Here is a 22362-nt window from a genome sequence, read left to right as displayed (position 1 = left end):
TTATTTTTTTATATTTTCTTTGATCTTTTTATCTATTAGAACTGCTTTAAGAACCTTAAATCATTTTCGAAAAACAAACGCAAATCATGAATACCATAGCGCAGCATTGTTAGTCGCTCAACACCCATACCAAAAGCAAAACCACGGTATTTTTCCGAATCAATACCACCTGCTTTTAATACATTTGGATGGACCATACCACAGCCTAAAACCTCTAACCAGCCCGATTGCTTACATACCCGACAGCCCTCTCCTTCACACATAACACATTCCATATCCGCCTCTGCAGAAGGTTCAGTAAATGGGAAATAAGAAGGACGAAAGCGCATTTTCAAATTTTTCTCAAAAAACGCATTTAAAAAGGCATTTAACAGACCTTTTAAATCAGTAAAAGATACTTTCTCATCAATCCATAAACCTTCGACTTGGTGAAACATTGGTGTATGTGTCATATCTGAGTCACAACGATATACACGCCCTGGTGCAATCATGCGAATGGGTGGCTCTTGTTTTTCCATTGTTCTGATTTGCACACCTGATGTATGAGTCCGTAAAACTGTAATCGGATTAAAATAAAACGTATCGTGCATGGCACGCGCTGGGTGATGATCCGGAATGTTCAACGCTTCAAAATTATGGTAATCGTCTTCTACTTCAGGACCATACTCCGTAACAAAGCCCATTTTACTAAAAAAACTTTCAATTCTGTACATACTGGTTGTTATAGGATGCAAACTGCCTGGCACTTGTCCTACCCCTGATAAGGTAACATCAATTCTTTCCATAGCCAGCTTCTGTGCAAGCTCAATGGTATTTAACACATCTAAACGTGCATTAATTGCAAGCTGCAACTTATTCTTTGCAACATTCACCGCTTGACCAAGTTTAGGTTTTTCCTCATCTGGTAAGTTTGCTAATTGTTTCATAATTTCAGTAAGTTCACCCTTTTTCCCCAAGTAGTGAACTCGAATTTGATCTAACTCTTGCTTATTTTTAGTATTCTCTATAGCAAATAGGGCTCTAGAGCATATATCATCTACGATTTGCATGTATGTTACCTTTGTAAAATAATGGTGGCTATTATATACCACTCAAAAATCATTTTGCAGAGTTTATTGCTTATGAGCAGGGGCTTCTTTTTCTTCCATTAACTGCTGTTCATAAACGACTTCTATCGCCACAGAAGTTTCAGCAGCCATGCTTTGAAATGCAACCTTCTCATTATTATTGGGTGCTTGACGCACACGTATACGCCATAAAGTGTAAGTCATAAGCAATAAACAAACAAAACCAACATAAATAAAAAATCCAAACGGTCCAAACAAGGACATAAGCCAAGTCACACCAAGCGGTCCTATCATTGATCCCATCCCATAAGAAAGTGCTAAAATCCCAACGATACCTATCAACTGATCTGCACTTAAATAATCGCTAGAATAGCTAATAGACAAAGGGTAAAAAGTAAAAGTAAGTCCACCTAGGATAAATGAAAAAATCGCAAGTTGCCAAAAATTATTATGAAAGATACAAATCAAAATGGAAATAAACACCGAGCCTATCAACATTGATACAAGCACAATCCTGCGATCAACTAAATCAGATATTTTACCAATTGGTAATTGAAGCAACATACCACCAAGAATAATGGCAAACATCAGATACGAAATGCTTTCAATGGGAATCTTTGCTTGTTTTAGAAATAATGGATAAATCGTATAAATACTCCCTAATATCATCCCGGCAACAAGCGCTGTCCACATACCAAGTGGTGCTTTTTTATAAAGGATAACAGGTGAAAGCAGATTAGGATGCTCCTGTTTTGGCATTTCAAAACGTGTCAAACACACTGGGATAATCGATATCGATGCCAAAATGGAAATCACACAAAAGGTCATCAACACGCTGTTAAATGGAATATTTAATAAAAATTGTCCGCTTGCTTGGACAAAATAATAAATAAACAAATAAATCGACAATACAAGTCCTTTGTGACTCTTACCTGCTCCCTCTAAGCACCATGCTTCAACAACGATAAAAAGCCCAGCAAGTGCATAACCACAAATAAAACGTGATATTCCCCAAATGGGTACGTCATAGAATATACCCTGTGAGATAGCGCCTAACCCCATCAAAGTTGCAAATAGGACATATGCTCGAATATAACCTATTCGCAAAATAAGCTTTTGACTAAAATAAGAACCTAGCACCATTCCAGTAAAATAAGCAGCAGAGATCAAACCCACAATAAAATTACTCTGCCCCATACGCTCTAATTCAAGCGTGGTATAAGTTGTATAAAAAGTATTACCAATAGTTAAAATACACATGCTTAAAATTGGAGTAAATAACATGGCATATTTTGGTTTGTCAACTGACATAGTGGTTTCTAACTTTCATCTTTATATCATTTAGCTTCCAAGCTTAAATGAGATAAAGCACAGTCACAATAAAATTTTGATGCCTTTTTTATTTCTATCTTTGTGAGTTATTTCTAAACCTTTAGTAAAAAGGTTATCAAGTTTATTTAAAGAATGCTGATATTCGCAAATAAAGTAATATAATTTTGTCTTACCAATCCATCGTATTTTGATATTTTATAGTATTCTTTGCCATTTAACCTTTTTTCAAATATTTAAGTGATTGGGTCTTGTCAATTTCATCTAACAGATCAACATATTTCATGATAATACAAACGCAGCTACCTTTTTCATTTAAAACTCCTATTGCTTTTGAAATTTTGCTGTTACTGGCATTCTGCGTCCTATTCCAAAAGGTCGACGTTGAATAAACAGAATTTGTGGTGCTTGCTTACGTTTAAATTCAGCAAATTCCACCATTTTATAAATGCGTTTTTGCTCTTTTATATCCACTTTATCAACGATTTTTTGTAGATGCTTAATTTCTGTTTCTTGCAATAAATCACGTTCTAAATAGAGTTTAAGCATAGCATCTAAATAGTAGTAATCCGGTAAACTATCCGAATCTTTCTGACCTTCTGAAAGTTCCGCAGATGGGGCTTTATCAATGATCGCTTTGGGGATAAGCTCACCATAACATTGATTGATATATTCAGCTAACGCATAAACGTCGTGTTTATACAAATCACCTATGCAATTCAACGCACCACACATATCTCCATAGAGGGTTGCATAACCTACCGCCAACTCGCTTTTGTTACCTGTTGTAAGCATCAAAAATCCGCTGTCATTAGAATATTCCATCACAATGCGTCCACGAATGCGTGCTTGCATATTCTCTTGGGTGAGTTTTTTAGGTAGATGCCCAAATGCCTTTTCAAAATTCTGACAAGTTAATAAGAATTCTTCTTTGATCTCACGGATAAATAACTCAATTTCAAGATTGTGGCATAGCTTAACAGAGTCATCAACGCTGCCTGCTGAAGAATAAGCTGATGGCATCGTAATGGCTTTTACATTTTCTTTACCTAATGCTAAAGTTGCAATAGCAAGTGTCAAAGCACTATCAATGCCACCAGATGAGCCCACAACCACACCCTTAAAACCACATTTATGCACATAATCATAAAGCCCACAGGTAAGCTGCTTTAAAACTAAAGCATATGGCTGATTCTGATAAGGATAAGGCAATATCGTAGAAGGTAAATTTGCCAAGTCAACACTAATTACATCCTCTTCAAAATGCTTTGCTAGAGCGATAAGCTCGCCCTTTTTATTACAAATAAAACTTGCGCCATCATAGACAAGCTCATCATAACCACCAACTTGTGAGCTATAAATAATAGGTGACTTTAGTTTATTGGCAATATTAGACACAATGCGTTGGCGTTGTCGAAATTTGCCTAACATCGATGGTGAGGCATTTAATACAATAGTGACGTCTAATCCTATCGACGATAAAGCGTCAATAGGATTATAATCATAGCCTTGATGATTGTCATACCAAATATCTTCACATACCAAAAGTGCTATGCTTTGACCTTTAAATGAAAATACGGGGTTATTTTTAGCTGGAATAAAATGCCGTGCTTCATCAAATACACCATAACTTGGAATTAATTGCTTATGATAACTAAATACAAGTTCACCTTTATCAATTACAAGTGCACTATTATGAAACTTTTTAAGCGCTGAAACTGTTGTAGCTGCACCTATTATAACAGCAACCTGTAATTTTTTTGTTAAATCTTTAATTCTTTGAATTACTTCATTTTGCCTATCAATAATTTCAGGATAAGTTAACAAATCATATGGATAGTAACCTGTAATACACAGTTCAGAAAAAACGATCAAATCTGAATCTTTATGTGTATATATTGCTTTACTTATTTTTTCAAAGTTATAGTCAAAATCAGCAATAACGTAATTTAATTGAACTATGGAAATTTTCATTTATTAAAATACTCAATTTAAGACTTCAGACGAATACCACGCGATAATAAATACCATGCAAGACTATATAAAACAACGATAAAGATAATAATTGCAACAAAAGCAATTGTGGGGTTCATTGAAGAATATCCAATAAAAGCAAAACGCACAAAATCAACAATATAAAACAATGGATTATATTGAACAATATGCTGCCAAAATGGCGGCAATACGCTTAGACCATAAAATACACCCCCTAAGTAAATCAGTGGTGTTAATACAAAAGTTGGGAAAATGGTTGTATCATCAAAGCTCTGGGAAAATATCCCATTGAGCAACCCGCCCAATGAAAATAACGCCCCACACAATAAAAAGGCAAGCATAATCAATAATAGATTATGAAAATGTAATGATATTCCACCAAAGAGTGCCGCAACAATACTTACCAATACACCAACAATTACACCACGCACAATCCCACCCGAAATATATCCCAAAATAATCAGATGGTTATTAGCAGGAGAAACAAGTAACTCTTCGATTGAATGACTAAAACGCGCACCATAAAAAGATCCAACTACATTTGCATAGGCGTTGTTAATCACCGCCATAATAACAAGTCCTGGAGTAATAAACTGCATATAATCAAAGCCATCCATCATTCCAACACGTGCACCAACGACTTTGCCAAATATTAAAAAATATAAACTCATCGTAATGGCAGATGGTAAAATCGTTTGTGGCCATATTCTAAATATGCGCACAACTTCTTTTCTAAGAAGCGTATAATAAATCGTCCAATATTCTTTAATTGTCATGTCCTCTACCACACTTTTTCTCTAGCAACATCAATAAATAATTTTTCTAATTTATTCGTTTTGCTTTTAACACTTATCACTTCTATATTTTGCTCGGATAACCCTGCAAATAATTGATTCAAGGATACATCTTTACCTACTTCAATTTCTAAAGTCATCTGGTCAACAACTGTAAATTGACCATATTCACAACTAAATTTATTCATGCTTATGGGTTGCTTTAAATCAAAAACATAAGTTTCTTTTTCAACCGAACGCAAAAAAGTTTTCATGTCTGAACTGATATGAAGCTTACCATTATGAATAAGTGCAATACGATTACACATGCTTTCTGCTTCTTCTAAATAATGTGTAGTGAGAATAATGGTTAAACCCCTGTCATTTAAAGCTTTTATCTGCTGCCACAATATTTGCCTTAACTCAACATCTACACCTGCTGTCGGTTCATCTAAAATCAATACCTTTGGTTTATGAACTAATGCACGAGCAACCATAAGTCTGCGCTTCATTCCGCCTGATAAAAATCGGACTTGTGTGTCTTTTTTATCCCATAATGCCATGTCTTTTAATAGCTTTTCTGCATAAGGAACAGTTTCATTACGTGAAATACCAAAGAAACCTGATTGGGTTAAAAGGATCTGTAAAGGTGTTTCAAAGACATTTACATTAACTTCTTGCGGCATTACACCCAAATGTTTACGCGCCATATACGCATCTTTTACCGTATCAAAACCACACACTTCTATGCTGCCACTTGTTTTGTTAACCAAAGATGAAATCATGCCTAAGGTGGTTGATTTACCAGCACCATTTGGACCCAAAAGTGCAAAAAAATCACCTGGATAAACATCAAAACTAATATCTTTAACCGCGTGCAATCCACCTTTATAAATTTTGTTGACATTGACCAAAGACAATGCTTTTTCAAAGCTCATAAGAACAAAAATCCAGTGTTCATTGAAGACTAATGAACACATTGTAGCAAATTATAAACTTGAAGCTATAACAACATGCTAGTTTAACCAATCTAGACTGCCTTATATCTGCCTTGCCATATTCGTTAAATCAACGTTATGGACACGAAGATAATCCACATTTTTTTGGATAAGCTCATGAGCAATCATTGCCGTTGCAATATCTTTGTATAAATTGCTTTTGCCTTCAACCACTCGCATAACTGATGACTTACGCGAATGACCAACCAGTATTTCCACGCCTAACGCTGATTTAATTTTATCTACATGCTTAAGTAAGGCGCGTGCTTGATAATCGTGCTTACCAAAACCAATTCCTATATCAAATATTAATTGCTCTTTTTTCATCCCCCACGACATAAGATCCGCGATTCTTTGTTGCGCATACTCAATAACTTCTAAAACAGGATCGCGATTAATGTCAAGGTAGTTTGTCGCCGCTTTGCCTAATTGGTGCATAAAGACATATTTAATATCAGCGCCTTTAATAAGATTTGCAATAGCTTGGGCTTCTATACCATAAACGTCGTTAATCATATTCACACATGAATAGTGCAAGGCATTTTCAACAACTTGCGCATGGTAGGTATCAATGCTCACTTTAGGTGTAACTGATAAGCCAGTATATTTTATCAACTCATCTAAGACAATTAAATAAGGCTGAAGCATGAGCCAATTTTTCTCAGCAGTTTTTGCTTTTACCTGTGGTTTAGTACTCTCTGTACCTAAATCAATGACTTCCGCTCCTTCTTCAATCAATCTCATAACATAACCTGCAAATTCATCGACAGTTGGTGGCTGAGCTTCTTCCGCTGAAAATGAATCTATTGATAAGTTTACAATTGCCATGATTTGAGTTGCTGATAAAGTAAAAGGGGCAAGCTTCAATTTTTCCATTTTTTTTAAGTATTCATATAAATCTATGTCTTTATTTGGATAACGCCAATTAGGGTAAACCTCTAACAAAGGTTTTAACGCAAAATTACGCTCCAATAATGCCTTATGGGGAATATTAAGAGCATCACTACTTAAAGTTACATCTCCATAACACAGAATATCAATATCAATTTCTCTAGGTGACCAAAACGCATGTAGTGCATCACGCCCCATTTCTGTTTCAATTGCCTTAATCCCTAATAAAAGAGCTTGTGGTTCAAGCGTTGTTTCAATAAGAAGCGCCATATTATAGTAATCTATATTCCAACTTACTGGTGCACTTTGTGGCAATAATGCTGATGTTTGATAAATCTTTGAAGTAGCAATGATTTTAGCTATACGTTTATCAATAAGATCAACTGCTTTGCGTAAGTAATCAAGCTTAGCACCTAAATTACTCCCTAATCCTAACACTACTTTTGGCATATATACTCCACACAAAAACTTGCATTTACTACATTCTCTAGAGGTGGGGTTTTATGTAACTCAAGATAGACGTTTAATGGATGATTAAGGTGTAAAACCAAAGCATCTAGCAAAGACTGCGCTAAATGCTCAATAAGTTGATAACGTTTTGATGCGGCCATTCTCATTAACACTTCGTTTATTTGCGCGTAACAAAAAGTATCTTCAAGTGCGTCACTTATGCAGGCTTTGGGAATATTTTTAAACTCTACAATTACATCAACTAGAACGGTTTGCATCTGTTGTTGTTCAAAATCATAAACACCAAGATAAGTATTTAAAGCTATACCATTTAATTTAAGTTTATACATAATCGCTAGATCACACGTGACAAGGTTTTTAAAATCTTGCTATTATCAACAACATTCTGCAAATTCGATAGTCTAAACTGATCCATAATTGTGAAAAAATTAACATTATTTTTATTTTTTACTATTGGCAACGTTACGCTAACGATGGGCTCTGTACAAAGTGAAATTCAATCTTTGGTTAAAACATATCATTTATCCGACGCCTCTATAGGTATTGCTGCTCAACGTGTGAGCTCTGGACAAGTGCTTTATAAATACGCTGAAAATCTCCCGTTTATTCCGGCAAGTAACAATAAAATCTTCACGGCCATTGCTGCATTAACAGCCTTGCCAAAAAACTTCCAATTTACAACTTCGGTCTTATATGACAAGTCACAATTTAGCAATGGTACCTTAAATGGCAATCTTTACCTTGAGTTTACAGGTGATCCAAGCTTAACAGGTTCAGAACTTTACAACCTTATCTCACAGATCAAACAACGTGGGATACAAAAAATAAATGGCGATGCAGTTATTATCGCCAATCACTTCTCAGGTGATTACGTTCCAAATGGCTGGTCAAAAAGCGATACTCCTTACTGTTTTGCAGCACCTGCTTCAAGTCTAAATGTGAATAAAAACTGCTTTGTGATCAAGCTTATTAATACAACTGGCAACAAAACAACTGTTAAAGAGGTTTCCAATACCCGTAATATTACAATCAATAATACAACAAGACTTGCTCCACCAAGTGAGCGTAAAAACTGTACCTTTGATATCCAAATGACCAATCATAATGTGCTTAACCTATCTGGGTGTCTACCACAAAAAGCCGAGTTTTATTTGAACCTTGCAGTTGCAAATCCAGCACTTAAAACGCAACACACCATTAAAGATTTTTTGCGTGAAGTTGGCATCCATTATTCAGGAAATGTGACCTTTGGTAATCTACCAATAAAAACTCCACTCACCATGCTTGTTAAACTAACCTCCGCATCAATCGATGATATGATTAGTCACATGCTACTAAAATCCGATAATCTATATGCTGAGAGCTTTGCACGCACAGTTGGTTACACCTTGTTAGGCAGTGGCACAACAGAAGGTGCAACCAAAGCAATCAAATCCATCATTCAAAAAAGCTATGGCGTTAATATAGGTGAGCTACACATGGAAGATGGTTCAGGGCTTTCTCACTTAGATATTGTCACCCCTATTTTTATGGTGGAGTTACTCACGAAAGTTTACAATAGCATAATTGGTAAACGGTTTTTTAATGCACTGCCTAGCTCAGGTGAAGATGGTTCACTTGCTTATCGAATGGTGGGGAAACTCCAAGGCAAGGTCCATGCTAAAACTGGTACGCTTGCGGGGGTGTCTACTCTATCAGGTTATCTGTTAACCAAAAAAAATCACCTGGTTAGCTTTTCAATCATGCTTAACAACCTAACCCAAAGTCAACGTGTGAAATCACGTATTTTCCAAAACGAAGTGATTAAAATCTTTTATGATAACTTCTAAGGGTTGTGCGACAAACTCTTAGAACCATCCATTGTTAAACCATTTTATAAGGATCGACCACCTGATTAAACTCATCTTCAGGCAAAAAACCTAAAGCCTTATTTGCTTCACTTAAGGATAGGTTATGTTTATCGGCATAATGCGCTATTTTTGATGCTTTATCATACCCAATCACGGGACTTAATGCTGTCACAAGCATCAACGAATTATGTAAATACTCTTCAATTTTCTTTTTATTAGGTTTTGTGCCCGCTAACGTAAAACGTGTAAAATTAATGCAGCTATCCGATAACATATTTATAGATTGCAAAATATTATAGATAATGAGCGGCTTATAAACGTTCATTTCCAAGTAACCCGCACTGCCTGCAATGGTTACTGCCAGATCATAACCAAAAACCTGCACACATGCCATCGTCATCGCTTCACATTGAGTAGGGTTAACTTTGCCAGGCATAATAGAAGAACCAGGTTCATTTTCAGGCAACAAAAGTTCATGGAAACCAGCGCGAGGTCCACAGCTTAACAGTCGGATATCATTGGCTATTTTAAATAATGAATTTGCTAACACTTTAATTTGTGCCATCATTGCTACTAAAGCATCGTGTGAGCCTTGTACTGCGAACTTATTTTCAGCAGAAATAAAAGGCAATCCCGTAATTTTCGCAATATGCTTACATGCTTTTTGTGCAAATTCTTTTGGTGCATTTAATCCCGTCCCAACTGCTGTCCCTCCAATTGCAAGTTGATAAACATCTGTTAATGCTGCTTCTAAACGGCTAATATCTTGCTTTAATAACTCAGCATATCCTGAAAACTCTTGCCCTAACGTTAAAGGCACTGCATCTTGCATATGAGTGCGCCCAATCTTTACAATTTTTTCCCATTCTTTAACTTTACTATTCATTTCCGTATATATCGTTTGCAAAGCGGGAACAAGTTTCTTTTTTACGCTGATTGCTGTTGCAATATACATAGCTGTTGGGAAAGTATCGTTTGATGATTGAGACATGTTGACATGATCGTTAGGGTGAATAGGATCTTTACTACCTAATATCCCACCTGCTAATTCAATAGCACGATTTGAAATTACTTCATTAACATTCATATTTGATTGTGTGCCACTGCCAGTCATCCACACATGTAAGGGGAATTGATCATCATGCTTGCCATCTATAACTTCATCAGCTGCTTGAGCAATTAAATCCTTGTAATTTTTTTTTAAAAGCCCTAACTCAAAATTTGCTAAAGCAGATGCTTTTTTCAATATTGCCATCGCCTTGATGACTTCCTGTGGAATTAAATCGTTCCCAATTGAAAAATATATCAATGAGCGCTCTGTTTGCGCACCCCAATACTTGTTACTATTGACCTCAATCTCACCCATACTATCAGTTTCTATACGTATTCCCATGTTATTTAACTCCATTTATAATCAAACAGCTGCTTGATTTAAGCATATTTTCAAGCATAAGAAAACTCAGATAATAAACAGACTAAAATACTGTTGCCGGCAATTGGCTATTATTTTGGTTGACGCTACAAAGTTTTTACAAGCAAGCTGATAGACATATGTTAACTTTACATCTCACAAGGTTTGCAATGTAGCGCAATCCTGATTAGACTTATGTGCGACTTATCACTAAAGATTAAAGGACGAGTATTTATGCCATTTAAAGATTATAAACTACTGGAAACTATTACTCACACAGTACAAAAAAGTATTCCTTATTATCACCCTGAAAGCATGGATGTGATATCGCTTGAAACACGAGCTTTAGACGTATTTTCTGATTTTCATATCGTAAAGCCATACACTATCCATGTAAAAGCTTTAATTGACGATGCCTTACAAAAGATGCAAAAAGTTGAAGTACATTCTTTACTAGTTGTTAATAATGATGACCAAATCATTGGTCTTATCAATGCAAAACGCTTGCACGGTGTATATAGAACACAAGTTGCACAGCGAGAAGGTGTTCACTTTAAAGAAATGACGAGTGGAATGCTTATGACCAAAATCAATGCGCTACCTGTTCTAGAATACGATGTATTAAAAGATGCACGTGTTGGACATCTTGCACGTTTAATGCACGATCAGCAAATTGATCATTTGCTTATTCAAGAATATGATAAACATGGTAACGCTGTTATTCGTGGAATCATTTCAGCCAGCTTTATTGCTAAACGCTTAGGGGCCAGCATTGGTCATGACTTCGGTTCACGCAGTTTAGCCGAATTAAATAAAATCATCTAACCTTATCATTATGGCTATTATCTCTTTACGCAATGCCGACCTTGCCTTTGGTCACCATAAACTCCTTGATAATATTTCTTTAGACATCGAGTCCAATAAACGTATTTGTTTAATTGGACGAAATGGCACAGGAAAATCCTCCCTTTTTAAAGTATTACAAGGTCAAATTTTACCTGATAGTGGTGAACGAATTGTTCATAATAACACCAAAATTGCATGGCTTGAACAAGAGGTACCAGAAAATACTAAAGGCACGGTCTTTGACGTTGTTTTAGCGGGTTTCGGGGAACTTGGTCAAATATTAACAAGTTATCAACATCAACTGCAAACTGATTTAAGCTTGCCTGATAACCTATCTAAACTAAGCGACTTACAAAAACAAATTGACGATGCACATGGTTGGGAAGCTCAAACTGAAGTGGAAAAAGTGCTCTCTAAGTTATCACTAGATAAAGAAGCTCCGTTTGATGATTTATCTGGAGGTCTTAAGCGTCGAGTTTTACTAGCTAAGGCGCTTGTAAAATCACCTGACTTATTACTATTAGATGAGCCAACTAACCATCTTGATATCGAATCGATAGAGTTCCTTGAACGTTTTTTATTGCAATTTAAAGGTAGTATTTTATTTATTACTCACGATCGTAGTTTTTTACAAAATATTGCCACTGATATTACGGAACTTGATCGAGGTAAAGTTCTTAGTTTTCCAGGAAATTATGAACGCTTCTTAGAACAAAAAGAAGCATATTTACACGCTGAAGATGTGCAAAATACCAATTTTGATAAAAAACTTAAGCAAGAAGAAGCTTGGATTCGTCAAGGCATTAAAGCCAGGCGCACACGTAACGAAGGGCGCGTTCGTGCGCTTAAAATCATGCGTGAACAAAGAAGTGCAAGGCGAGAACAACAAGGTAATGTATCATTAAGTGCATCCCAAGGTAGTAAATCCAGCAAAGTTGTTATTCGAGCTGAAAACCTTGGTTTTAGTTATCAAAACAACTCAATCTTTAATCATTTCTCATGTGAAATACAACGTGGAGATAAAATTGCAATCCTTGGTGCGAATGGTTGTGGTAAAAGTACATTGCTACAGGTTTTGCTTAAAAAGTGCCCTCCCTCTTTTGGCAATATTATTCACGGTGAAAACCTACAAATTGCTTATTTTGACCAGCTTCGAAATCAAATTAATCCCAACTTATCGTTAGTTGATAATGTAACGGAAGGTAGTGATTATCTTGATATCAATAATCAAAAAGTACACGTTATAGGCTATCTTCAAAACTTTTTATTTGACCCAAAACGCATGCAAAGCCCCGCTTCCTCACTTTCAGGAGGAGAACGTAACCGCCTATTACTTGCTAAACTCTTTGCCAAACCCAGTAATATTTTGGTACTTGATGAACCAACTAATGACCTAGACGTTGAAACTTTAGAAGTATTAGAAAGTTTGATTCTTGACTATACCGGTACTGTGCTTATCGTTAGCCATGATCGAAGCTTTATTAACAATATAGCTACTAGCACAATCGTGTTTCAAGGCAATGGAAAGTTGGAAGAATACATCGGTGGTTATGACGACTGGCTGCGTCAAAAACAATTTGCATCTGAAGTTCTTGAAAAATCAAAACCAAAGTCAGTCCAGCCAATAAAAGATAAAGCGAATCCCCCAAAAAAGCTCTCTTATGCACAAACAAAACAACTTGCTACCTTACCTGATGAAATTGAAAAACTTGAGTCTGAAATTCAATCTTTGCAACAACAAATGTCTGAACCCCAATTTTACCAACAAGATAAAGTCAACATTCAACAAACCCAGCAGATACTAGAAGAAAAAACAACCTTGCTAAATGAAAAATACCAGCTCTGGGAAATGCTTTCTGAGTTTGAAGGACAATAACAAAAGCTTCTAATCACAAGAAAAAATAATCGCATTTAGCACTTTATAATTGGGGGTAAATCTATCAAAATAAGGACATGCTAAGCTTTCATCCACGAGTACAAAGATGTTACAAATGTTTGGTAACGATGCCTTATCCTCTTTTGACCAACAAAAACTGCTTAAGAAATTACAATCGATTGAACCTAATATCACCAATATTCAAGCTGAATATCTTCATTTTATTGATTATGCCAATACTTTAAGTGATACACAGCAAAAGAAACTTGAAGCACTTTTAGACTATGGTGATAAAGGTAAGCTTAACGATAAATCTGGGACTTCATTGATCGTCCTTCCACGCATAGGAACAATTTCCCCCTGGTCATCCAAAGCAACAGATATACTCCATAACTGTGGCTTTACTGATCTTAAACGAGTCGAACGTGGAACTGTATATTACCTTCAAACCAATGTTATATTAAGTAAAGAAAACTTAAACAAAATGGCTTCTGTATTACATGATCGGATGACGCAAAGTTTTAGTTTTGACATCAATACTATTAATCCATTTGCTAACACACATGGTCAAGGGATACTCAAAATCATCCCTCTTCTAGAACACGGTAAAAATGCATTAAATGACACTAATAATAGACTTGGTTTAGCACTCTCGGAAGACGAGATAAATTATTTAGCTCATGCCTTTGAAAATTTGGGTCGTAATCCAACCGATGTTGAGCTTATGATGTTTGCTCAAGCTAACTCTGAGCATTGTCGACATAAGATCTTTAAAGCAGATTGGATCATCGATGGTCAAGCAAAACCAAATGGTTTATTTTCGATGATAAAAAATACTTATGATCACCACAAAGAAAATATTTTATCCGCTTATCATGATAATGCCGCAGTAATTGCCGGGTACGCAGCTGAACGTCTGCAAAAAGATCAAAATGGTTTATATCACTTTAAGCGAGAGCCTATCCATATTCAGATAAAAGTTGAAACTCACAATCACCCAACGGCAATTGCACCTTATCCAGGAGCAGCAACAGGTGCAGGAGGTGAAATACGTGACGAAGGTGCAACAGGTCGTGGTGCTAAACCCAAAGCTGGTTTAACCGGTTACACCGTGTCCAATCTTCTGTTACCAAACGATATTCAACCGTGGGAAAAATCTTACGGCAAACCTAAACATATTTCTTCAGCATTAGATATTATGATAGAAGCACCATTAGGTGGAGCTGCATTTAATAACGAATTTGGGCGCCCTAATCTATGTGGTTATTTTCGCACCTTTGAGCAATCCTTTAATGGAGATGTGTGGGGTTATCACAAGCCAATCATGATCGCAGGCGGCTATGGTAACATCAAAGAGGAACATATCGAAAAACGCAAAATTCCAGTTGGTGCTAAAATCATTGTCTTAGGAGGACCTGGAATGCTGATTGGTTTAGGGGGAGGAGCTGCCTCCTCTGTTAATGCAGGTCATTCGAATGAGGCATTAGACTTTGCTTCTGTGCAGCGTGATAATGCTGAGATGGAACGTCGCGTGCAAGAAGTTATTGATAGCTGCTGGTCAATGGGTATAGATAATCCTATTATCAGTATTCATGATGTTGGTGCTGGTGGACTTTCTAATGCTTTACCTGAGTTGGTTGCAGATTGCGCACGAGGTGCAGTGTTTGAGTTAGATAAAATTACTGTTGCTGAAAAGGGCTTATCTCCACTTGAAATATGGTGCAATGAATCACAAGAGCGATATGTATTATCCATTGAAAGGAAAGATTTAAGCTTATTTGACAAAATTGCTAAACGTGAACGCTGTCCTTATACCATCGTTGGTGAAGCAACAGAAGAACAAACCTTAATTTTAAAAGACAGCGCTTCTGCTGTTGACCCCATCCATATGCCACTGTCTGTTTTATTAGGTAAACCACCTAAAACTCTTAAAAATGTGTGCTCAACTCCAAATTACAAAACAAACTGGGATTATTCTAGCATTAATTTGCATGAAGCAGTTAAACGCATTTTACGCCTACCTGCTGTTGGTAGTAAGAAATTCTTAATCACTATAGGCGATAGAACTGTTGGTGGCATGACTCAGCGCGATCAAATGGTGGGACCTTGGCAGGTACCTGTTGCTGATGTTGCTGTTACAGCTGCCAGTTTTACTGATTATCACGGTGAGGCTATGGCAATGGGAGAGCGCCCCATACTTGCGATGATGAACCCAGCTGCCGCTGCCAGAATGACAATTGGTGAAGCAATTACAAACATTGCAGCAGCATACATCTATCATCTCTCTGACGTTAAGCTTTCTGCAAATTGGATGGCAGCATGTGGACATAAAGGTGAAGATGCTAGGTTATATGAGATGGTTAAAACCATCGGCATGGAATTTTGTCCACAGCTAGACTTAACTATTCCTGTTGGTAAAGATTCACTTTCGATGCAAACCAAGTGGCAGGATGAAGAGGGTGATAAAATAGTGGTCTCTCCTGTATCATTAATTGCAACAGCCTTTGCGCCCGTACAAGATATTCGCCGCACATTAACACCACAATTGCGCTTAGCCTTTGAATCTGATTTAATTTTTATCGACTTAGGTATTGGTAAAAATCGCTTAGGTGGCTCCGCATTTGCACAAGTTTACAACGAACTTGGACAACAAACACCTGACATTGAACCTAAACACTTGCAAAACTTCTTTGCTGCTATTCATAAGCTTGTTAAAGACGATAAAATTCTTGCTTATCACGATCGTTCTGATGGTGGGTTATTTGTGACCCTCTGCGAAATGATGTTTGCTGCTAAGTGTGGACTTGATATTGATATTGAAGCTTTGGGCGAGGATGTACATGCGGCTTTATTCAATGAAGAACTTGGTGCAGTTATTCAAACGCGCAACATTGATCACGATATCGTTATGCAGCTTTTAACAAGCTTCCAATTAAAAGCACATCGAATTGGTAAACCAAATGCTTCAGTTGAGGATGCGAAATTTATTATCTACAACGATATTGACGAAATTTTCTGCGCTACAAGAGCAGAACTACAAGCACTGTGGTCACAAACTTCATACCAAATTCAGCGTATGCGTGACAATGCTCAATGTGCCGATCAAGAACACACACTCATTAAGGGTCTAACCGATCATGGACTATTTGCCCAAGTACCTTTTAGCCATAAAGAAAATATTGCTGCACCTTATTTAAATTTAAATATCAAACCTAAAATTGCGATTTTGCGCGAACAAGGCATAAACAGCCACAATGAAATGGCTGCTGCTTTCACTTTGAGTGGTTTTGATGCAATTGATGTCCATATGAGTGATTTACAGTACAATCGACTTGACCTTAATAAATTCAAAGGCTTAGCTACTTGTGGTGGTTTTTCTTATGGAGATGTATTAGGCGCTGGTGGTGGTTGGGCAAAGTCAATTCTATTTGATAATAAACTCTACGATCAGTTTGTACATTTCTTTAATCGAAGCGACACATTCACAGTTGGGATGTGTAATGGCTGTCAAATGCTATCGCAGTTAAAAGATATTATCCCTGGTGCCGAGCATTGGCCAAGGTTTGTTAGAAACCTATCTGAGCAGTTTGAAGCACGGCTTTCGATGGTTGAAGTATTGGAAACACCTTCTATTATATTTCAAGAAATGCAAGGCTTAAAAATGCCAATCGTCATCTCACATGGAGAAGGACGGACTCAATATCAACATCAAAATGATTTAAATTCGTTGATAGTCAATAAACAAACAACCTTACGTTTTATTGATAGCCACAGCAATCCCACTGAATATTATCCATTAAATCCCAATGGTTCTGCAGGTGGTTTTACAGGTTTTACCTCACAAGATGGGCGTGTCACGATTATGATGCCACATCCTGAACGTGCATTTAGGCTCGTCCAAATGTCATGGTATCCTGCTGATTGGCGCAATAAAGACCTTGAATACTCCCCATGGATGCGCTTGTTTATGAATGCACGCAAGTGGGTTAATTAAAAAACTAGAAGCGTATTCCTAACAGTCATTAGCAACTAGAAATGTATGCAATTTAAACGATATGGTAACTCAAGGGACAAATAGGCTTGAGAAACCGGATAACGCTGTAATGCTATCTATTGAAAAACACTACCATAAAATCCATTCATTTTCGCACGATTGAATTCTGAGAAAATCCATGGTTTTTCAGCTTCTTAAGGTATATTCTCAACAATATATAACCTTGACGATAAACCCACAAGCAAAATGAAACAAACTCATATTATTATAATTACTTACACTCAACCTACCCATATTATTGATGAAATACGTCCAAAACATCGTAAATTTCTGGATCGAGGTTATGAGGCAGGTCTATTTATCGCATCTGGTCCAAACAGTGACAAAAATGGAGGGGTTATTTTAGCAAGTGGGGACTTAAATGAAATTAAACAACTCATAAAACAAGATCCATTTGTAATCGAAAACGTTGCTAGCTATAGCTATCACAGCTTTGATCCAGTTAAGTATGCTACAGCTTATCAGGTTTTTATTTAACCTGTTACCTTATATTTTATTTTTTAAACATGCTTTAACAAAGCCTTCAAATAAAGGATGACCATCACGTGGCGTTGATGTAAATTCAGGATGAAACTGGCAAGCAATAAACCACTGATGTGATGGAATTTCAATTACCTCAACAAGCTTATGGTCCTGTGACTTACCACTTACCACTAACCCCGCTTGTTCTAAAGCTCCAACATAGTGGTTATTAACTTCGTAACGATGGCGATGACGCTCTAGTATACTTTCTTTGTTATAAATCTTACGTACAAGAGTCCCTTCTTTTAAATGGCTAAGTTGTGCACCTAAACGCATTGTGCCCCCCAAGTCAGAATTTTGGCTACGCTTTTCTTTTGCACCTTGTGCGTTTTCCCATTCGGTAATAAGACCAATCAAAATATCAGTGGTCTCTGGTTTAAACTCAGTACTATTGGCATCTTTTAGTCCAAGCATATTGCGTGCAAACTCAATAACAGCAACTTGCATCCCTAGGCAAATCCCCAAAAATGGAATATTGTTTTCTCTTGCATATTGAACCGCTTTAATTTTTCCTTCTATACCTCGCGCACCAAAACCACCTGGCACCAAAATACCATCAACATCGCCAATAGTTTCTTTGACATTTGAGTTGTCAATCTCTTCTGCATCAATGAATTTAATATCTACCTTAGCATGATTATGAATACCAGCATGGAATAACGCTTCATTTAAAGATTTATAGGCTTCAGTTAGAGTTACATACTTACCAACTATTGCAATCGTTACTTCATATTTTGGGTTTTTGATTTCGTATACTACTTTATCCCATTCAGATAAATCAGCTGAACGTACATGTAATCCAAGTTGACTCACCACGCAAATGTCTAAACCTTGGTCATGATAGCGACGTGGAATCTCATAAATACTCGACACATCTTCTGCACTAAATACAGCAGATTCTGACACATTAGTAAACAAAGCAATTTTGCGCCGTTCATCAACATCAAAACTTTTTTCACAACGACAGACTAAAATATCAGGTTGAATACCAATGCTTCTTAGCTCTTTAACCGAATGCTGGGTCGGTTTTGTTTTAAGCTCACCTGCCGCTTTAATATAAGGCAAGAGCGTTAAATGTAAAAATAGGCTTCGTGCTTTACCTAATTGTTGTGCAAGCTGACGAATTGCTTCTAAGAATGGCAAAGATTCGATATCACCAACAGTACCTCCAATCTCAACAATCGCAACGTCTGTTTTATCATCAACTGCCTGTAGCACTTTAAGCTTAATCTCATCCGTAATATGAGGAATCACTTGAATCGTACCACCAAGATAATCACCACGACGCTCTTTTTTAATCACATCTTGGTAAACACGTCCCGTCGTAAAATTATTGCGCTTAGTCATTTTTGTGCGAATAAAGCGCTCATAGTGTCCTAAATCTAAATCAGTCTCAGCACCATCTTCGGTAACAAATACCTCACCATGCTGTAACGGACTCATGGTACCAGGATCAATGTTTATATATGGATCAAGTTTCATTAAAGTGACGTGTAAACCCCTACACTCCAGTAAAGTAGCTAAAGAAGCAGCAGTAATTCCCTTTCCTAAAGAGGAAACAACGCCACCTGTTACAAATACAAATTTGGTATGATTATTTTCAATATGGATAGACATAAAAAAGCTACGACATTAAACATTGTTAATGTTGGCAAAGCATAACAAAAAGCATCTTCTTGTGCTAGCAAATTTTGTTTTATCTCACTATAAAGTTATTCTGATTTTACAATCTCAACAACATTACCAGAGGGATCTTTTATATAACATGAGTAAGTATCATCACGATGACGTTTTAATTTTCCATATCGTTTAGCATCCTTAGAAATAAAGGCAATATGTGCTGGATGCTCATTGGATATCACGAAAGCAAGCTTAATATTTGCAAACTCAAGCATTGCCCACGTCTTGTCTTGATAAATAAGTTTTGCCTTAAAATGTGCCAAATACCACTGAACCGTTGTATCCAAATCTTCCACCACGATTGCCACATGATCTATCTTGTTCATAGCTCTGCCCTGTATGTTCTGTTACCATGCTTAAGTGTAACCCATCACAATTCTTTTAGCATAAAAGCCGCAAATGATTTGAATTAGGTAAATATACTTCATTAATGAGTTTTTTATTACTTTTTTGATTGATCTGCTGCTATACAATCTTTACATTCAATATAAAGCACTGAACTATGCTCAATAAGCCTACCACCTAGCTCTTCGACTGCTTTATTTTGTCTTGATTCAATGACATAATCAATAAACTCTTCTACTTTATGACATTTCACGCAAATCATATGATCGTGATGATCATCTGATTCTAGCTCGTAAACCGCTTGTTCACGACCAAGGTTAAGACGTTGCAAAATTCCTGCTGACTCAAACTGAGCCAATACACGATAGACAGTAGCAATACCAACGTCTTCACTGTTCTGTTGTAGAATTTTATACACATCATCAGCTGATAAATGGCGCTGCTGTGAACTTTCAAAAATTCTTAATATTTTCAGCCTTTGTTGCGTTATCTTTAATCCTGCTTGTTTAAGATCTTCTTTTCCTAATGACATAAACTTAACGATATTAAGCTATAAATTGGGGTATTCTAACCACATCACTTTGATAAATGAAGTCATTGTACATAATTACCGATGAATTTTTATGTTATCTACACTAATTGCAAATTTTTATTCCCTCTTATTGCTTATCCTTGATTTTACATTCAAAGCCGCTACTATACGCCTTTATAGATATATCTTTAGGCTTAACATGCTTCATTACAAAGACTTACGAAATTTTTTAGATTATCTTGAAGAGCGCAATGAACTCAAACGTATTTACAAAGAAGTCTCACCATTCCTTGAAATGACTGAAATTTCTTCCCGCGTCTTACGCCAAAAAGGTCCCGCACTCTTATTTGAAAATCCAAAAGGTTATGACATGCCTGTATTGACAAATTTATTTGGCACAGAAAAGCGTATTGCCCTTGCTCTTGGTACAGACGATGTCAACAAATTGCGTGAAATTGGTAAGCTTTTAGCCTATCTTAAGGAACCAGAACCACCTAAAGGATTAAAAGACGCTTGGGAAAAAATGCCAATTCTCAAGCAGGTATTAAAGATGTCACCTAAAGTCATAAAAAATGGACCTTGCCGTGAAGTAATTATTGAGCAAGATAATATTAATTTTTATCAAATGCCAATTCAAACCTGTTGGCCAAAAGATGCTGCACCACTTATTACTTGGGGACTTACTATTACTAATAGTATAAGGAAAGAGCGTTTAAACTTAGGTATCTATCGCCAACAAGTGATTGGTAAAAATAAACTTATCATGCGTTGGCTTCATCATCGAGGTGGTGCACTTGATTATCAAGCATGGTGTAAAACTTATCCTGATCAACCTTTCCCCGTTTGTGTTGCATTAGGCGCAGATCCTGCTACAACTTTAGCTGCTGTAACTCCAGTTCCTGATACACTTTCTGAATATGCCTTTGCAGGTCTTTTGCGCGGTAGTAAAACAGAGCTCACACCATCTTTACTACACGGTGATGACATCATGATACCAGCCTATGCTGAAATTATTTTGGAAGGTTATATCTATCCAAATGAAACTGCAAAAGAAGGTCCATATGGTGATCACACAGGCTATTATAATGAAGTTGAAACCTTTCCTGTTTTTACAGTTGAAAAAATAACGCATCGCAAAAATCCGATTTATCATAGTACCTATACTGGTCGCCCACCGGATGAGCCTGCCGTTTTAGGTGTTGCTTTTAATGAAATATTTGTCCCTATTATCCAAAAACAGTTTCCTGAAATTGTCGACTTCTATCTACCACCAGAAGGTTGCTCTTATCGCTTGGCAGTAGTAAGTATTAAAAAGCAGTATCCAGGACACGCCAAACGTATAATAATGGGAGTATGGTCATTCTTACGTCAGTTCATGTATACCAAATTTGTTATTGTTGTCGATGAAGATATTAATATACGCTCTTGGCAAGACGTTATCTGGGCGATTACGACTCGTATGGATCCGATTCGAGACACAACACTTATTGATAACACACCAATCGACTACTTAGATTTTGCCTCGCCAGTATCAAGCTTAGGTTCTAAAATGGGGTTAGATGCAACCAATAAATTACCTGGCGAAACAACCCGTGAATGGGGAGAAGTTATCACCATGCGTCAAGATATTATCGATAAAGTAGATATGTTGTGGCCTGAATTAGAAATTTAAACTCTACACCTTAATAGCCAATAATCGCTGGAAATATTCAACAGTGTACA

The 22362-nt window shown here is 36.7% G+C and carries 17 protein-coding genes; 6 read left to right on the top strand and 11 right to left on the bottom strand.

Going from position 1 to position 22362, the window contains the following annotated elements; translation table 11 throughout:
• Positions 1-35 precede the first annotated feature (35 nt).
• From pheS to folB, 7 genes are all read right to left on the bottom strand, one after another.
• Positions 36-1049 carry a phenylalanine--tRNA ligase subunit alpha gene (gene pheS / locus M1V25_RS05050; protein ID WP_116964178.1) on the bottom strand — a complete coding sequence of 338 codons (1014 nt, stop codon included), beginning with the start codon at positions 1047-1049 and terminating at the stop codon, positions 36-38.
• Positions 1050-1112: 63 nt separating this feature from the next.
• Positions 1113-2378 carry an MFS transporter gene (locus M1V25_RS05045; protein WP_116964177.1) on the bottom strand — a complete coding sequence of 422 codons (1266 nt, stop codon included), beginning with the start codon at positions 2376-2378 and terminating at the stop codon, positions 1113-1115.
• Between the two features lie 342 nt (positions 2379-2720).
• Positions 2721-4370: an NAD+ synthase gene (locus M1V25_RS05040; RefSeq protein WP_116964176.1), complete on the bottom strand. Its 1650-nt coding sequence runs from the start codon at positions 4368-4370 to the stop codon at positions 2721-2723.
• A gap of 17 nt (positions 4371-4387) precedes the next feature.
• On the bottom strand, positions 4388-5167 hold the full coding sequence (locus tag M1V25_RS05035; RefSeq protein WP_116964175.1) for an ABC transporter permease: 780 nt from the start codon (positions 5165-5167) through the stop codon (positions 4388-4390).
• Positions 5168-5172: 5 nt separating this feature from the next.
• Positions 5173-6102, bottom strand: coding sequence for an ABC transporter ATP-binding protein (locus M1V25_RS05030; RefSeq protein ID WP_116964192.1), 930 nt, complete (start codon positions 6100-6102; stop codon positions 5173-5175).
• A gap of 102 nt (positions 6103-6204) precedes the next feature.
• Positions 6205-7503: a dihydropteroate synthase gene (folP, locus tag M1V25_RS05025; protein WP_498842615.1), complete on the bottom strand. Its 1299-nt coding sequence runs from the start codon at positions 7501-7503 to the stop codon at positions 6205-6207.
• A complete protein-coding gene (gene folB / locus M1V25_RS05020) occupies positions 7491-7853 on the bottom strand; it encodes a dihydroneopterin aldolase (RefSeq protein ID WP_498842614.1) in 363 nt (120 codons plus the stop codon). Before folB ends, folP begins: the two co-directional genes overlap by 13 nt.
• Positions 7854-7943: 90 nt before the next feature.
• Between folB and dacB the strand changes: the two genes are divergently transcribed.
• Positions 7944-9353: a D-alanyl-D-alanine carboxypeptidase/D-alanyl-D-alanine endopeptidase gene (dacB, locus tag M1V25_RS05015; RefSeq protein WP_498842613.1), complete on the top strand. Its 1410-nt coding sequence runs from the start codon at positions 7944-7946 to the stop codon at positions 9351-9353.
• Positions 9354-9387: 34 nt separating this feature from the next.
• Here dacB and fumC read toward each other — a convergent pair whose 3' ends face one another.
• Positions 9388-10767, bottom strand: a complete 1380-nt coding sequence (fumC, locus tag M1V25_RS05010) for a class II fumarate hydratase (protein WP_498842612.1) — start codon at positions 10765-10767, stop codon at positions 9388-9390.
• A gap of 252 nt (positions 10768-11019) precedes the next feature.
• Here fumC and M1V25_RS05005 point away from each other — a divergent pair, with 252 nt between their 5' ends.
• The 4 genes from M1V25_RS05005 (at position 11020) to M1V25_RS04990 (ending at position 18038) form a co-directional block, all read left to right on the top strand.
• Positions 11020-11610 (top strand): CBS domain-containing protein, encoded by a 591-nt coding sequence (locus M1V25_RS05005; RefSeq protein WP_157966620.1) that lies wholly within the window; start codon positions 11020-11022, stop codon positions 11608-11610.
• Between the two features lie 10 nt (positions 11611-11620).
• Entirely contained in the window at positions 11621-13507 is a 1887-nt protein-coding gene (locus M1V25_RS05000) for an ATP-binding cassette domain-containing protein (RefSeq protein WP_498842611.1), read from the top strand.
• A 106-nt stretch (positions 13508-13613) separates the two neighbouring features.
• Entirely contained in the window at positions 13614-17501 is a 3888-nt protein-coding gene (gene purL / locus M1V25_RS04995; RefSeq protein WP_498842610.1) for a phosphoribosylformylglycinamidine synthase, read from the top strand.
• Positions 17502-17747: 246 nt separating this feature from the next.
• Positions 17748-18038: a YciI family protein gene (locus tag M1V25_RS04990; protein WP_498842609.1), complete on the top strand. Its 291-nt coding sequence runs from the start codon at positions 17748-17750 to the stop codon at positions 18036-18038.
• A gap of 9 nt (positions 18039-18047) precedes the next feature.
• Here M1V25_RS04990 and pyrG read toward each other — a convergent pair whose 3' ends face one another.
• The 3 genes from pyrG to fur form a co-directional block, all read right to left on the bottom strand.
• Positions 18048-19700: a CTP synthase gene (gene pyrG, locus M1V25_RS04985; RefSeq protein ID WP_498842608.1), complete on the bottom strand. Its 1653-nt coding sequence runs from the start codon at positions 19698-19700 to the stop codon at positions 18048-18050.
• A gap of 95 nt (positions 19701-19795) precedes the next feature.
• Positions 19796-20089, bottom strand: coding sequence for a VOC family protein (locus M1V25_RS04980; RefSeq protein ID WP_116964166.1), 294 nt, complete (start codon positions 20087-20089; stop codon positions 19796-19798).
• 116 nt (positions 20090-20205) lie between these two features.
• A complete protein-coding gene (gene fur / locus M1V25_RS04975; protein WP_116964165.1) occupies positions 20206-20640 on the bottom strand; it encodes a ferric iron uptake transcriptional regulator in 435 nt (144 codons plus the stop codon).
• Positions 20641-20839: 199 nt separating this feature from the next.
• Here fur and ubiD point away from each other — a divergent pair, with 199 nt between their 5' ends.
• Positions 20840-22312 (top strand): 4-hydroxy-3-polyprenylbenzoate decarboxylase, encoded by a 1473-nt coding sequence (ubiD, locus tag M1V25_RS04970; RefSeq protein WP_116964164.1) that lies wholly within the window; start codon positions 20840-20842, stop codon positions 22310-22312.
• Positions 22313-22362 lie beyond the last annotated feature (50 nt).

This window comes from Candidatus Nebulibacter yamunensis (genome assembly GCF_024208055.1).
GTDB classification, from domain to species: domain Bacteria; phylum Pseudomonadota; class Gammaproteobacteria; order Francisellales; family Francisellaceae; genus Caedibacter; species Caedibacter lacustris.
This window is presented reverse-complemented; position numbering and strand designations above follow the sequence as displayed.